This is a genomic window from Brachybacterium epidermidis (genome assembly GCF_015209585.1).
Lineage (GTDB): Bacteria > Actinomycetota > Actinomycetes > Actinomycetales > Dermabacteraceae > Brachybacterium > Brachybacterium epidermidis.
The window spans coordinates 68,209-82,249 of record NZ_JADEYR010000004.1 but is presented as its reverse complement, the minus strand read 5'-3'; the positions used below and the strand labels follow the sequence as shown (position 1 = coordinate 82,249).

Genomic DNA, 14,041 nt, shown 5'->3' with positions numbered 1-14,041 from the left:
GGCCGGGCAGACCGGTGACACCCCGGCCGGGTCAATGATCGGGGCCCACGCCAAGACGCGGGTAGCCTGGGTGCGTTGTCCGTACCGACCGGGAGGGAGCACATGGCGCGCACGAGCGAGAGTGCTGAGGTGTTCAAGTGCTCGTTCTGCGGGAAGTCGCAGAAGCAGGTGGAACGGCTGATCTCGGGGCCGGGCGTGTACATCTGCGAAGAGTGCATCGAACTGTGCAACGAGATCATCGCCGAGGAGATCCAGGCCGCCCAGCCTGCCCCGAGAAGCCCGCCGCCCTCCCCACCCCCGGGAGATCTTCGACTTTCTGGAGGAGTACGTCGTCGGCCAGGAGCCTGCCAAGCGGGGCCTGGCAGTGGCGGTGTACAACCACTACAAACGGATCAGGGCGCAGCCGGCCACGACCGCCGGGGCCGGTGCGAGACCGTCCGGGCCCACGGGCTCGACCCGGCCCGCCCCGAAGGGCGCGGATGCGGATCAGCCCGCCGAGCACGACGAGGTCGAGGTCGCCAAGTCCAACGTGCTGATCGTGGGACCCACCGGGTGCGGGAAGACCTACCTGGCCCAGACCCTCGCCAAGATGCTCGACGTGCCCTTCGCCATGGCCGATGCGACAGCCCTCACCGAAGCCGGATACGTGGGCGAGGACGTGGAGAACATCCTGCTGAAACTGTTGCAGGCCGCCGATTACGACGTGGAGCGGGCCCAGCGGGGCATCATCTACATCGACGAGGTCGACAAGATCGGGCGCAAAGCCGAGAACCCCTCGATCACCCGCGACGTCTCCGGCGAGGGCGTCCAGCAGGCACTGCTGAAGATCCTTGAGGGCACGGTCGCGGCGGTGCCGCCCCAGGGCGGGCGCAAGCACCCGCACCAGGAGTTCATCCAGATCGACACCACCGACGTGCTGTTCATCGTGGCGGGGGCGTTCACCGGGATCGAGGACATCATCGGTTCCCGCATCGGCAAGCGCGGCATCGGGTTCGGGGCGGAACTGCACACGCCGATGGAGCAGGAGCAGATCTATGCCGAACTGCTGCCGGAGGACCTGCTGAAGTTCGGGCTGATCCCCGAGTTCATCGGCCGCCTGCCCGTCATCACCTCCGTGGCCAACCTCGACCGGGAGGCGCTGATCCGCATCCTGACCGAGCCCCGCAACGCACTGGTCAAGCAGTTCCAGAGGATGTTCGCACTGGACGGGGTGGAACTGGACTTCGAGCGAAGTGCCCTGGAGGCCATCGCGGATCGGGCTATCGAGCGCGGCACCGGCGCACGCGGACTGCGGGCCATCATGGAAGATGCCCTGCAACCGGTGATGTTCGACGTCCCCTCCCGCGACGACGTGACCCGTGTAGTGATCACCGAGGGCGTGATCACCGAAGGGAGAGCCCCGATGATGCTCACCGGGAAGGACGCCGAGAAGGACAGCGAGCGCGGTTCACGGCGCGCGCGCGGCGAGAAGAGCGCCTGATGCCCGCAGACGACGCCGAGGCGCAGGCGGTCCCGACGGGCGCAGACGACGCGACCGAGGCGCAGGCGGTCCTGCTGGACGAGCGGCGCAGCATCGACAACATCGACGCGGCGCTGGTGCACCTGCTCGCCGAGCGCTTCCGGCACACCCAGCGCGTGGGCGTGCTGAAGGCGGAGCACGGGCTCCCGCCGGCCGATCCGGCCCGGGAGGAGCGCCAGGTGGACCGGCTGCGGGCCCTGGCCCGTGAGGCGGGCCTGGATCCCACCTTCGCCGAGGCGTTCCTGCGCTTCATCGTCACCGAGGTGATCCGGCACCACGAGCGCATCCGCGAGGACGGCTCACCCTAGGCATCTTGACCAGCGCCACCTGCCCCGCGCCGATATCCGCACCGTCGGCGTTGCGGAATTGAGGGGTTGTGCCGAGCCTTTGCGCAGGACAGAGGCCACTTTCGATCTGCCCGGTGCTATGGTGGATCCATGTCTACCCAGTTCCTTGACTGGCCGGTGATCCGGCAGCTGCGGGGTGCGGACAAGACCGGACGCGGCACCGCGGTCATGTCCCAGAAGACTCGCAGCACCACCTCGCGCACCGCCACCGCCGACGGTGTCGCCCAGAGCGTCTGCCCCTACTGCGCCGTGGGCTGCGGCCAGCGCGTCTACCACAAGGACGGTCGGGTCATCCAGATCGAAGGCGATCCGGACTCGCCCGTCTCGCGCGGGCGCCTGTGCCCCAAGGGCGCGGCCAGTGAGCAGCTCGCCAACTCCACCCTGCGCCAGACCAAGGTCAAGTACCGCGCCCCCTACGCCACTGAGTGGCAGGACCTCGACGCCGAGGAAGCGATGGACATGATCGCGGACCGCTTCATCGAGGCGCGGCGCAACCACTGGGAGGACGTCGACCCGGAGGGTCGGCCCGTCCGCCGCACGATGGGCATCGCCAGCCTGGGCGGTGCCACGATCGACAACGAGGAGAACTACCTCCTCAAGAAGTTCTTCACCGCCGCCGGGGCGATCCAGATGGAGAACCAGGCCCGCATATGACACTCGTCCACGGTTCCCAGTCTGGGAGCCTCGTTCGGACGTGGCGGCGCCACGCAGTACCTGCAGGACATGGCCAACGCTGACTGCATCGTCATCGAGGGCTCGAACATGGCCGAGGCCCACCCGGTGGGATTCCAGTGGGTGATGGAGGCCAAGAAGCGCGGTGCGAAGGTGATCCACGTGGATCCCCGCTTCACCCGCACCTCCGCCAATGCGGACAAGCACATCCCGATCCGCTCCGGCACGGACATCGTGCTGCTGGGCGGCGTGATCCGCTACGTGCTGGAGAACGACCTCTGGTTCGAGGAGTACGTCAAGACCTTCACCAACGCGTCCACGATCATCCGCGAGGACTTCGAGGACACCGAGGATCTCGATGGCCTGTTCTCCGGGTACGACCCGGAGACCGGCACCTATGACAACCAGTCGTGGGCCTACCAGGGCGAGAAGGACATGCTCCAGCGGGGCCTGCCGGATCGTGATGAGACCCTCCAGCACCCGCGCACGGTCTTCCAGATCCTCAAGCGCCACTACGCCCGGTACACGCCGGAGATGGTCCAGGCCGCCTGCGGCATCTCGCAGGAGGACTTCGAGTACCTGGCCAAGGCGGTCACCGAGAACTCCGGCCGGGAGCGGACCACCTGCTTCGCCTATGCACTGGGCTGGACCCAGCATCAGGGCGGCCCGCAGATGATCCGCACCTCCGCGGTGCTCCAGCTGCTGCTGGGCAACATGGGCCGCCCGGGCGGCGGCATCATGGCCCTGCGTGGCCACGCCACCATCCAGGGATCCACGGACATCCCCACCCTGTACCACATCCTTCCCGGCTACCTGCCGATGCCGAAGGTCGGCCAGGACTCCTTCGCGGAGTACGCGCGGGCCATCGGCAAGAAGGAGCAGAAGGGCTTCTGGGCCAACGCCGACATCTACGCCATCAACCTGCTGAAGGCGTGGTGGGGCGACAATGCGACGGCCGAGAACGAGTGGGCCTACCACTACCTGCCCAAGCTCACCGGCGCCCATGGCACCTACCAGACCCTCATGCGCATGCTCGAGGACGGTGTGGACGGCTACTTCCTGTTCGGCCAGAACCCTGCTGTGGGCTCGGCCAACGGGCGGATGCAGCGACAGGGCCTGGCGCACCTGAAGTGGATGGTCGTCCGTGACTTCTACATGATCGAGACGGCCACCTTCTGGAAGGACTCCGCCGAGATCGAGTCGGGGGAGACCCGACCCGAGGACATCGGCACCGAGGTGTTCTTCATGCCGGCCGCCAACCACACCGAGAAGTCGGGCTCCTTCACCCAGACCCAGCGCATGGTCCAGTGGCGCGACAAGGCCGTGGACGCGCCGGGAGATGCGATCAGCGAGCTGGAGTTCGCCTACGAGCTGGGCAAGCGCGTGCGCGAGAAGCTCAAGAACTCCACCGATGAGCGCGACCGGCCGATCCTCGAACTCACCTGGGACTACCCGGTGGACGAGAACGGCGAGCCGGATGCCGAGGCGGTGCTGGCCGAGATCAACGGTCGGCACATCGCCGGTGAGAAGGCCGGTGAGCCCCTGAAGTCCTTCGGTGAGATGAAGGACGACGGCACCACCATCGGCGGCTGCTGGATCTACACCGGCGTGTACGCCGACGGCATCAACCAGGCCCGCCGCCGCAAGCCCGGCAAGGAGCAGCCGCAGGCAGCCCTGGAGTGGGGCTGGGCGTGGCCTGCCAACCGTCGCATCCTCTACAACCGCGCCTCTGCGGACGCCCAGGGCAAGCCCTGGAGCGAGCGCAAGAAGCACGTGTGGTGGGACGAGGAGCAGGGCAAGTGGACCGGGCTGGACGTCCCCGACTTCCCGCCCACCAAACGACCGGACGATCCGGGCGATCCATCCAAGGGCGGCGCCGCGGCTCTGGCGGGCACCGACGCGTTCATCATGCAGTCCGACGGCCGTGCCTGGCTCTTCGCCGGCACCGGCATGGTGGACGGGCCCCTGCCCACCCACTACGAGGGACCGGAGTCGAACGTCGAGAACCCGCTGTACTCGCAGCAGTCCAACCCCACCCGGGTGACGTTCACCAGCAAGGACAACCTGTCCTCGCCCGGTGCGTCCTCCGAGGGCGGCGACGTGTACCCGTACGTGTTCACCACGTACCGGATCACCGAGCCCCACACGGCCGGAGGCATGAGCCGCTTCCTGCCGTACCTGGCGGAGCTGCAGCCGGAGCTGTACTGCGAGGTCTCGCCGGAGCTGGCCGAGGAGCTGGGGCTGGAGCCGTACGGCTGGGCCACCATCATCTCGGCGCGCTCCGCGATCGAGGCGAAGGTGCTGGTGACCGAGCGGATGACGCCGCTGCAGATCGGTGATCGCACGGTCCACCAGATCGGCCTGCCCTACCACTGGGCGCGGGGCAAGGAGGCCGTGGTCTCCGGCGACGGGGTCAACGACCTCATCGCCATGAACCTCGACGCCAACGTGCAGATCCAGAACAGCAAGAACAGCGCCTGCGCGATCCGCCCGGGCCGCCGTCCCCATGGGGCCGAGCTCCGCGCGCTGGTGGACGAGTACCGCGACCGCGCCGGGCTGGTGCCCGCCGAGGAAGCCGAGGTCGACGGTGCCATGGGCGCCCCCGGTGAAGGCCCCGTGGACGGCTTCTCGCCGCACGAGGTCCGCGGCCCGGAGGAGGCCACCGCTGTTCCCGATGGCACCCCGTCGATGAAGGAGATGAACAACCGATGAGCCTGCTCGCCGGGTCCGCCGGCCCCGCCGCCTCCTCCGGATGGGGTCATGACCATGCCCGCAAGGGATTCTTCACGGACACCTCGATCTGCATCGGCTGCAAGGCCTGCGAGGTGGCGTGCAAGGAGTGGAACCGCAACCCCGTGGACGGGAACCTGGAGATCCTGGGCTCCAGCTACGACAACACCGGGGCGCTCGGTGCCAACACCTGGCGCCACGTCGCCTTCGTCGAGCAGGGCCAGGACCGCATCGAGGAAGCGCGCGAGTCGGGTCGGAAGCTGGTCGGTCTGGGGATGCCCACGATCGGCCCGAAGCCGGGCCGCCGCCGCGGTGATCTGCCCGAGGGCGATCTGGGTGGGGTGGACACCACCCCGCCGGACACTCCCGAGTTCCGCTGGCTGATGTCCTCGGACGTCTGCAAGCACTGCACCAACGCGGGCTGCCTGGACGTGTGCCCCACCGGTGCGATCTTCCGCTCGGAGTTCGGCTCCGTGGTGGTCCAGGATGACGTCTGCAACGGCTGCGGCACCTGCGTGGGTGCCTGTCCCTTCGGCGTGATCGAGCGTCGTGACGACGGCACCGTGTCCCCGCGGGTGGAGCACGACGGCGAGGTGCCCGGCATGGGCACCGCGAAGAAGTGCACCCTGTGCTACGACCGTCTGGTGGACGGCGAGCAGCCAGCCTGCTCGGCCACCTGCCCCACCACCTCCATCAAGTTCGGCGATCACGACGATCTGGTGGGAGATGCCCAGGAGCGCGTCCGTGAGCTGCATGAGCGCGGCATGACCGAGGCCCGCCTGTACGGCGCGAATCCGAAGGACGGCGTGGGCGGCATCGGTTCGGTGTTCCTGCTGCTGGATGAGCCGGAGGTGTACGGCCTGCCGCCGGACCCGCAGGTCTCCACCAAGTTCCTTCCGCAGATGTACCTGCGGGCCGGCGTGGCCGCCGCCGGCATGATCGCGGCCACGGCTCTGGCGTTCATGGGAGGCAAGCGGTGAGCATCTCCGATCTCGATTCCGATCGACCGCCCCAGGAGCCCCGCAAGGGACGCTCCGGGACGGGCCGCCGTCGGCGGCGGCGCGCGGGCCAGGTGGGAGCGGACGGCTCACGCGAGATGGCGCTGGTGGACGACGTCCAGTTCGACTCCTACTACGGGCGTCAGGTGGTCAAGGCTCCGCCGTGGCGAGGCCCGATCGCCGTGTACCTGTTCCTGGGAGGCCTGGCCGGTGGCTCCTCGCTGCTGTCCTATGGCGCCCAGCTGACGGATCGCCCGGCGCTGCGCCGCAACGGCCGTCTGCTGGCGCTAGGTGCGGTCGGCGTGGGCACGCTGGCCCTGATCGAGGACCTGGGCCGCCCGGAGCGCTTCCTGAACATGATGCGCACCGTCAAGATCAGCTCCCCGATGAGCCTGGGCACCTGGATCCTGGCTAGCTTCGGCACCATCTCCGGAGTGCTGGGCGCGGTCGAGGTGGATCGGATGCTGGGCGAGAAGGTCCCGCTGGGTGCGCTGCGTCCGCTGCTGAAGGCAGCGGAAGGGCCTGCTGCCCTGGGCCAGGCCGCCCTCGGCCCGGGACTCGCCTCCTACACGGGTGCGCTGCTGGGCGACACCGCAGTCCCCACCTGGTCCGCCGGTCGCAATCATATGTCCTACCTGTTCACCTCCTCCGCCTCGCTGGCCTCGGGGGGTGCCGCCATGATCACCACCCCGGTGGATCAGGCGCGTCCCGCGCGCGTGCTTGCCGCGGCCGGGGTGGTGGGAGATGTGCTCGCCTCCCGCGCCATGAAGGAGTCGATGCACCCCCTGGAGGCGGAGCCGCTGGAGACCGGCAGGCCGGGCCAGATGCTCGAGTGGGCGGAGCGCCTGGCGATCGGCGGCGGTGTGCTGGCCGTCCTCGGTGGCCGCAGCCGCGCCCTGTCGATGGCCGGCGGTGCTGCCCTGGTGGCTGCCTCGGTGCTCACCCGCTTCGGTGTGCTCGAGGCCGGGCTGGAGTCCACCAAGGATCCGCGCCGCGTGATCGAACCACAGAAGGCGCGCCTGGCCGCGCGGCGGGCCGCCGGCATCACCGACGACTCCATCACCACCTCAGGCTGAGCCGCCGGCTCTGTCGACGACGAGGGCGGTGGGAGCTCCTGGCTCCCACCGCCCTCGTTCGATCCGGTCTGCGCAGCGTCGTCGGCGTTCCGCACGGCCGGGGCGATCGATGCGCCCTCAGCGCACGTCGATGCCGGAGCCGACCACGGTCTCGCCGATCACCGGGTAGCCGGGCACCTCGCCGACCACCAGCAGGCCGCCAGAGGTCTGCGCATCGGCCAGCAACAGCAGATCCTCCTCGGCGATGCCGGACCCGGCGCGCACCTGGTCGCGCACCCAGTCGAGGTTGCGACGGGTGCCGCCGGAGATGTAGCCATCGCGGAGGGCCTCGGCCGCCCCGTCGATCAGCGGTACCGCGGCCCGGTCGATCACGGCTCCCACCCCGGAGGCCCGCACCATCTTGTACAGGTGCCCCAGCAGGCCGAAGCCGGTGACGTCGGTGGCCGCCTTCGCTCCGGCCTCAAGGGCGGCGACGGAGGCGTCACGGTTGAGCGCGGTCATGGTGTCCACGGCGGCCTGCGACACCTCGCCGGTGGCCTTCTGACGGTTGTTCAGCAGGCCCACGCCGATCGGCTTGGTCAGCGTCAGGGGCAGGCCTGCTTCCGCGGCGTCGTTGCGCAGCAGACGATCGGGGTGCGCGGTGCCGGTGACCGCCATGCCGTACTTGGGCTCGGGGTCATCCACCGAGTGACCTCCGATCACGGGGACACCGGCCTGGTTCGCGATCGCGAGGCCACCGCGCAGCACTTCGCGCAGCAGGTCGAAGGGGAGCACGTCCCGGGGCCAGCCCACCAGGTTGATGGCCACCACGGGAGTGCCGCCCATCGCGTAGATGTCCGAAAGAGCGTTGGCGGCGGCGATGCGACCCCAGTCGAAGGGGTCATCCACCACGGGGGTGAAGAAGTCCGCGGTGGACAGCACCGCCAGACCGTCCTGGACGCGCACGGCGGCGGCGTCGTCCCCGTCGTCCAGCCCCACGATCACCGAGTCGAACTGCTGACCGGCGAGGGCCGAGACAGCATCCTCCAGTTCACCGGGCGGGATCTTGCAGGCGCACCCTCCGCCGTGGGCCATCGTGGTGAGTCGGATCGTGTCAGCAGTCATGGATCGAGTCTAGAGTGCCTGTCATCAGGTCGGACGGGTCGATCGCCCCCCGTCAGCAGCAGGGGCCGTCAGGATCGGCACCGGACGGGTCGGTGCTGTACGCGCTCGCGGCCACCGACGGGGTATCGGCCGGGGACGGCGAGCAATGGCGGGGATTCGACCTTCCCGCCTGACCATCGGCCACGACCTGGTATTTTGGTTCTCGGAGGCGTACGTGTCCTGGTGGGCGCCCCGGTCTTCAAAACCGGTGAGACCGAGCATCTCGGTCTGGCGGGTTCGATTCCCGTCCGCCTCCGCCAGCATGCCCGCGCGCCGACGAGGAGGTCCGATGGTCGCCGACGAACAGGATCCGCGCCGTCGGATTCCCCGCACCGACCAGCTGCTCGGGCACCCGCAGGTGCGTGCCGCCGGGGAGGCCATGAGCGAGCGTGTGGTGCGCGGCATCGTCCGCGCTGCACAGGATCGGGCGCGCCGCGGCGACATCCCCCCCGAGCAGGTGCTGGAGGAGATCCTGGCGGCCGTCGGGGAGCGCCCCGCCGGCTCCCTGCGCCCCGTGCTGAACGCCACCGGTGTCATCGTCCACACGAACCTGGGGCGAGCGCCCCTGTCCGAGGTGGCCCGCCGGGCAGTGTCCGACGCGGCCGGGTACACCGATGTTGAGTTCGACCTGGCCACCGGTGCCCGTTCCCGACGCGGTGCCGGGGCGCGCGCCGCCCTGCTCGCCGCCTGCCCGCAGGCCGAGGACGCCCTGGTCGTCAACAACGGCGCAGCTGCCCTGGTGCTGGCCACCACAGCTCTGGCCGGCACCGGTGAGGTGGTGCTCAGCCGTGGCGAGATGATCGAGATCGGCGCCGGATTCCGCCTGCCGGACCTGATCGCCTCCGCCGGTGCACAGCTGCGCGAGGTCGGCACCACCAACCGCACCCACCTCGCCGACTACACCGACGCCCTCGGTGCGAACACGGGGTGCGTGCTCAGCATCCACACCAGCAACTACCGCATCATCGGCTTCACCAGCAGCGTCCCGATCGCCCAGCTGGCACCGGTGTGCCGGGAGGCCGGGGTGCCGCTGGTGGCGGACCTCGGCAGCGGCCTGCTGCAGCCTGAGCAGGCCCTGCCTGAGGAGCCCGACGCCGGCACCGCCCTGCGGGAGGGGGCGGACCTGGTGATCGCCAGCGGCGACAAGCTGCTGGGAGGCCCCCAGGCCGGGATCCTGCTGGGCAAGCGCGAGATCATCGCGCGCCTGGCCCGCCACCCCCTGGCCCGTGCCGTCCGGGCGGACAAGCTGGCCCTGGCCGCCGTGGAGGCCACCCTGACCGGTCCCACGCCACCAGTGCTCGCGGCACTGCGCACCGATCCCCGTCAGCTGCGTGCGCGGACCGAGCAGGTGGCGGCGCGCCTGGGCGCGCCCGTCGTCGAGCACGACGGCCGCGTGGGCGGCGGCGGTGGGGCGGAAGTGCCGCTGCCCGGCTGGGCGATCCAGCTGGAGGAGCAGCTCGCAACGGCGCTTCGCAGCGCAGACCCTGCCGTGGTGGGGACCGTGAAGGACGGCGCCTGCCTGCTCGACCTGCGCTGCGTGCCCCAGGCCCAGGACGACACGCTGACCCAGGCAGTGATCGCCGCTCGTGAGCGCCTGGCAGGCGCGCCAGGTCCCGGAGCGCACTCGAGGGCCGGAGCAGAACCGACGACCGGAGAAGAGCAGGAATGATGCAGGTCATCGCCACCGCCGGCCACGTCGACCACGGCAAGTCCACCCTGATCCGCGCGCTCACCGGCATCGAGCCGGACCGCTGGGCGGAGGAGAAGCGCCGTGGTCTCACCATCGACCTCGGCTTCGCCTGGACCACCCTGCCTTCGGGGCGCGAGGTCTCCTTCGTGGATGTCCCCGGGCATGAGCGGTTCCTGGGCAACATGCTCGCCGGCCTGGGTCCGGCCCCGATCGTGTGCTTCGTGGTCGCGGCCGATGCCGGCTGGCAGGCCCAGTCCGACGATCACCGCGATGCCGTCGCCGCCCTCGGCATCGACCAGGGCATCATCGCGATCACGCGCGCCGATCTGGCACCCGAGAGGATCGACGAGGTGGCGGCCCAGGTGCGCTCCGAGTTCGCAGGGACACCGCTGGCCGAGGCGCCTGCGGTCGCGGTCTCCGCCGTCACCGGCCAGGGGGTGGACGAGCTGCGGTCCGCCCTCGACGAGGCGGTGGAGCGCGCGCGCGTACCGGATGTCGGGGAGCGCGTGAGGCTGTGGGTGGACCGCTCCTTCACCATCTCCGGTGCCGGCACCGTGGTCACCGGCACCCTGGCCGCCGGCACCCTCACGAAGGGACAGCGCCTGGACCTGCACGGCGCCGAGCCGCGCGCACAGGTCGTCGTCCGGGGCCTGCAGAGCCGTGGGGGCCAGGTCGACAGTCTCGGCCCCGTCAGCAGAGCCGCGGTGAACCTGCGCGGTGTGGACCACGAGCAGGTCTCGCGCGGTGACGCGCTGCTGACGCCCGGCGCCTGGGAGCTCACCGACCTGGTCGACGTGCGCGGCATGACCGGGCAGGCCCTGGGCGACGCCCCGGAGGAGCTGACGGCGCACGTCGGGACCGCGGCGGTGGCCGCACGCGTGCGGCCCCTCGGCCGGCAGCATGCCCGGCTCACTCTGGACCGTCCGCTGCCGCTGACGACGGGGGACCGGATGGTGCTGCGCGGCAGCGGCTCCCACGCGGTGTACGCGGGCGTGCATGTGCTGGATGTGGACCCGCCCGCACTGGACCGGCGCGGCGACGGGGCCCGTCGTGCGGCTGTGCTCCAGCAGATGCCGCTGTCCGGGGACGCCCTCCTCGAGGTGCAGCGGCGAGGCGCGATCCCGGAGCGGGTGCTGCGGCGTCGTGGCATCCCGGTGCCGGACCCCCTGCCCGCGGGCGTCCGGCGTGTGGGGGAGTGGCTCGCGGACACGGACGCTCTCACCCGCTGGACCGAAGCGCTCAGCGCCGCTGCCGAGGCACATGCGCGCGCGAACCCGCTGGCAGCGGGACTGCCCGCGCGGGCCGCGCTGGACCTGCTGACGCTGCCGGACGAGTCACTGCTGGGACCTGTGGTGGCCGCGGCCGGGCTCGAGCATGTCGACGGTCGACTGCGCGCCCCGGGATCCGCTGCAGGACTGGGCGCTGCAGAGTCCGGGATCGCAGCGCTCGAGCAGCGGCTGCGCGACACCCCGTTCCAGGCACCCGAGGCGGAGGACCTCGCCGCGCTGCGTCTGGGGCCGCGGGAGCTGGCGGCCGCGGAGCGGCTGGGGCGTGTGCTGCGTCTGCCCGACGGCGTGGTCCTGCTGCCCACCGCTCCGGCCCTGGCGATGAGGGAGCTGGCCGCTCTGACCCAGCCGTTCACCACCAGCCAGGCCCGGCAGGCACTCGGCACCACCCGCCGCGTGGCGATCCCGCTGCTGGAGCACCTGGACGCACGTGGCTGGACCCGCCGCGTGGACGCCGGCCACCGGGAGATCGTGCGCTGATCCAGCATCACCCCGGTACCCCGCGGTGCTGCTGGTAGGTTCGCACGCCGTTCGCGCGCACAGCGACGCAGGCCGGTGCTCGGTACCGGGCATCGCCCGGGTGCGGCGTCCCGGTGTGAATGCTCAACTGCGGGGCTTCGTCCTGGTCGGACTCCGCATGGGGAGTACTCCCCATGGGCTGGAGGTGCTCGCCCACGTACCGTGGTGCCCATAGCGAGGCGATCAGGGAGAGGCTTCACCATGGCAGGGTTCTACGGGGGCGACACCGAGCAGATGCGTTCGCAGGCACAGGCCTGCGAGCTGGGCGCCCAGCGCATCCACGACATGACCAGCATGATCAGTGCTGCCATCGACGCGGTGCCGTGGTTCGGCCCCGATGCCGTTGCCATGCGTGCTCTGTGGCACGGCACGGTCAAGCCCGGCATGATCGCCAAGGCCGAGGACATCCGCGCCAAGGGCGTGGAGCTCGATCAGCACGCCACCGAGCAGGACCGCGCCTCCGGGCCCACCGATCTGGCCGGTCTCATCGACGTCGTCGGCGACATCCTCCGGGACATCCTGCCTCTGCCCACCAGTTCCGGTCTGCCGATCGGGCCGCACGTGCTGGACAACCTCAGGGACGGCCTGGGGGATCTGTTCCGCGGCGGCGGGTCGGGCGAGCAGGAGTTCTACGGTGGCCCCGGCTACGGGTCGCGCGGCCAGATGTTCGGTGAGGACCGCCCGGTGGGAACCCAGTTCGAGTGGAACCCCACGATCTGGGACGGTCCTGGCTTCTCCCGCGACGGCATCTCGATCGACCCGTACGGTGGCTTGAACTACAGCGCCGGCACCAACGTGACCACGGACGACTTCGGCAACACCACGGGCACCTTCGGCGCTCGGGGCAGTGGTGAGCTGGGCATCACCACTGACTACGATCTTCCCTTCGGCTTCGGGATGGACTCCACGCACCGCATCGGGATGGAGGCCTACGGTGAAGGCGGAGGCACCATGGGGCCGGACGGGTTCAGTGGTGGTGCCCGCGCAGGATCCGGCCTCTATGCAGAGCAGAACGTGGGGATCACCCACGACTCCGGAGCATCCGCCGCGATGACGACCAGCGGATGGGTGGGCGCGGACGCACACGCCAATGCTCACTCCCACGCCACCCGCAACGCCGACGGCAACGTCAACGGATGGACCTCCGGGTTCGACGTCGGTGCCTTCTCAGGTGCGCAGGTCACGCAGAAGTACGAACTCACCTCTCCCGGTGGATGGTTCACCGGCTCCACCTCGATCAGCGAGAAGGCCGGTGCGGGTGCCGGCCTGAGCTCGGGCTACACCGTCTCCACGGATGAGGTGTCCTTCTCCATCGGCGGTCATGCGGCGAAGGTGCTCGGGCTGGGTGGCTCCACCAGCATCGGCATGAACCCGAATGCGATCGTGGATTCGTTCACGCCGGGTGACTACAACCTCGATGACGCCCTCCGCGATGGCGGAGCCTTCATCGGTGACCTCGGTGACGCCACCTCGAAGTACAGCCCCTTCTGGTGAGCAGGAGCGCGCAGCGGGGGTCAGCCGCGCTCTGGCTGATCCCCTGATCGCTGCCCGGTGCTTCCGTGCTCTGATCTAGTCAGTGCCGGTGGGGCTGCGACAGCCACTGCTGGTGGGCCTCCTGCAGCGCTGCACCGGCCCTCAGATACCACGGCGACAGCCCGGTGCTCTCATCGGCGGACTGCATCTTCCGCAACGGCGTGACCGGAACGATCCTACCGTCCCGCAGCTGAAGCGCGACAGCGGAGCCGGGGTCGGCGGCGCCGGGCACGACGACCCGCGCAATCTGCTGCCAGGGCACGCTGGTGCGGGATCCCAGCCCGGAGGACCAGGAGACTCCCTGGCCGTCGACTCGAGCGCTGGTGCGCCATCCGACCATCGCTATCGCCACCCCGACCAAGGCGATGAGCGCGCCGATGAGCACGAAGATCAGCCCAGCCACGATCGAGCCGCGCGTCAGGGGCGCCAGGCCGTACAGCCCGGTGAACGCGCCGAACAGCATGATGATCGCTCCGATCCACATCAGGATCGTGCTGTTGCTGGAACGGACGGTCCGCGCAGGCATAG

General features: G+C 70.1%; 9 protein-coding genes, 1 tRNA gene and 1 pseudogene. 9 read left to right on the top strand and 2 right to left on the bottom strand.

Annotated elements, in window-relative coordinates; translation table 11 throughout:
• Positions 1-102 precede the first annotated feature (102 nt).
• From clpX to nrfD, 5 genes and pseudogenes are all read left to right on the top strand, one after another.
• Positions 103-1,480: pseudogene (gene clpX / locus IOE58_RS05715) on the top strand (ATP-dependent Clp protease ATP-binding subunit ClpX).
• Complete coding sequence (locus IOE58_RS05710) at positions 1,480-1,827, top strand: chorismate mutase (RefSeq protein ID WP_193865449.1); 348 nt, start codon at positions 1,480-1,482, stop codon at positions 1,825-1,827. The pseudogene clpX and the gene IOE58_RS05710 overlap by 1 nt, the downstream one beginning before the upstream one ends.
• Positions 1,828-1,956: 129 nt before the next feature.
• Positions 1,957-5,250: a formate dehydrogenase-N subunit alpha gene (gene fdnG, locus IOE58_RS05700; RefSeq protein WP_228019056.1), complete on the top strand. Its 3,294-nt coding sequence runs from the start codon at positions 1,957-1,959 to the stop codon at positions 5,248-5,250.
• Complete coding sequence (locus IOE58_RS05695; protein WP_193865446.1) at positions 5,247-6,248, top strand: 4Fe-4S dicluster domain-containing protein; 1,002 nt, start codon at positions 5,247-5,249, stop codon at positions 6,246-6,248. The genes fdnG and IOE58_RS05695 overlap by 4 nt, the downstream gene beginning before the upstream one ends.
• Complete coding sequence (gene nrfD, locus IOE58_RS05690; protein WP_193865445.1) at positions 6,245-7,342, top strand: NrfD/PsrC family molybdoenzyme membrane anchor subunit; 1,098 nt, start codon at positions 6,245-6,247, stop codon at positions 7,340-7,342. Before IOE58_RS05695 ends, nrfD begins: the two co-directional genes overlap by 4 nt.
• A 117-nt stretch (positions 7,343-7,459) precedes the next feature.
• On the opposite strand, the gene selD is transcribed toward nrfD, so the two are convergent.
• Complete coding sequence (gene selD / locus IOE58_RS05685; protein ID WP_193865444.1) at positions 7,460-8,446, bottom strand: selenide, water dikinase SelD; 987 nt, start codon at positions 8,444-8,446, stop codon at positions 7,460-7,462.
• Positions 8,447-8,650: 204 nt separating this feature from the next.
• Here selD and IOE58_RS05680 point away from each other — a divergent pair.
• The 4 genes from IOE58_RS05680 (at position 8,651) to IOE58_RS05665 (ending at position 13,474) form a co-directional block, all read left to right on the top strand.
• Positions 8,651-8,745: transfer RNA gene (locus IOE58_RS05680), tRNA-Sec, on the top strand.
• Positions 8,746-8,774: 29 nt separating this feature from the next.
• Positions 8,775-10,154, top strand: coding sequence for an L-seryl-tRNA(Sec) selenium transferase (gene selA / locus IOE58_RS05675; RefSeq protein ID WP_193865443.1), 1,380 nt, complete (start codon positions 8,775-8,777; stop codon positions 10,152-10,154).
• Positions 10,154-11,941, top strand: coding sequence for a selenocysteine-specific translation elongation factor (gene selB / locus IOE58_RS05670; RefSeq protein WP_228019111.1), 1,788 nt, complete (start codon positions 10,154-10,156; stop codon positions 11,939-11,941). Before selA ends, selB begins: the two co-directional genes overlap by 1 nt.
• Before the next feature lie 240 nt (positions 11,942-12,181).
• On the top strand, positions 12,182-13,474 hold the full coding sequence (locus IOE58_RS05665; protein ID WP_193865441.1) for a hypothetical protein: 1,293 nt from the start codon (positions 12,182-12,184) through the stop codon (positions 13,472-13,474).
• 79 nt (positions 13,475-13,553) lie between these two features.
• Here IOE58_RS05665 and IOE58_RS05660 read toward each other — a convergent pair whose 3' ends face one another.
• A complete protein-coding gene (locus IOE58_RS05660) occupies positions 13,554-14,039 on the bottom strand; it encodes a hypothetical protein (RefSeq protein WP_193865440.1) in 486 nt (161 codons plus the stop codon).
• Between the last annotated feature and the right edge of the window lie 2 nt (positions 14,040-14,041).

Excerpts from the sequence above, each read along its gene's own strand:
- selB (WP_228019111.1), top strand. The coding sequence starts at position 10,154 with ATGCAGGTCATCGCCACCGCCGGCCACGTCGACCACGGCAAGTCCACC.
- IOE58_RS05710 (WP_193865449.1), top strand. The coding sequence starts at position 1,480 with ATGCCCGCAGACGACGCCGAGGCGCAGGCGGTCCCGACGGGCGCAGAC.
- selA (WP_193865443.1), top strand. The coding sequence starts at position 8,775 with ATGGTCGCCGACGAACAGGATCCGCGCCGTCGGATTCCCCGCACCGAC.
- IOE58_RS05660 (WP_193865440.1), bottom strand. The coding sequence starts at position 14,039 with ATGCCTGCGCGGACCGTCCGTTCCAGCAACAGCACGATCCTGATGTGG.
- selD (WP_193865444.1), bottom strand. The coding sequence starts at position 8,446 with ATGACTGCTGACACGATCCGACTCACCACGATGGCCCACGGCGGAGGG.
- IOE58_RS05695 (WP_193865446.1), top strand. The coding sequence starts at position 5,247 with ATGAGCCTGCTCGCCGGGTCCGCCGGCCCCGCCGCCTCCTCCGGATGG.
- IOE58_RS05665 (WP_193865441.1), top strand. The coding sequence starts at position 12,182 with ATGGCAGGGTTCTACGGGGGCGACACCGAGCAGATGCGTTCGCAGGCA.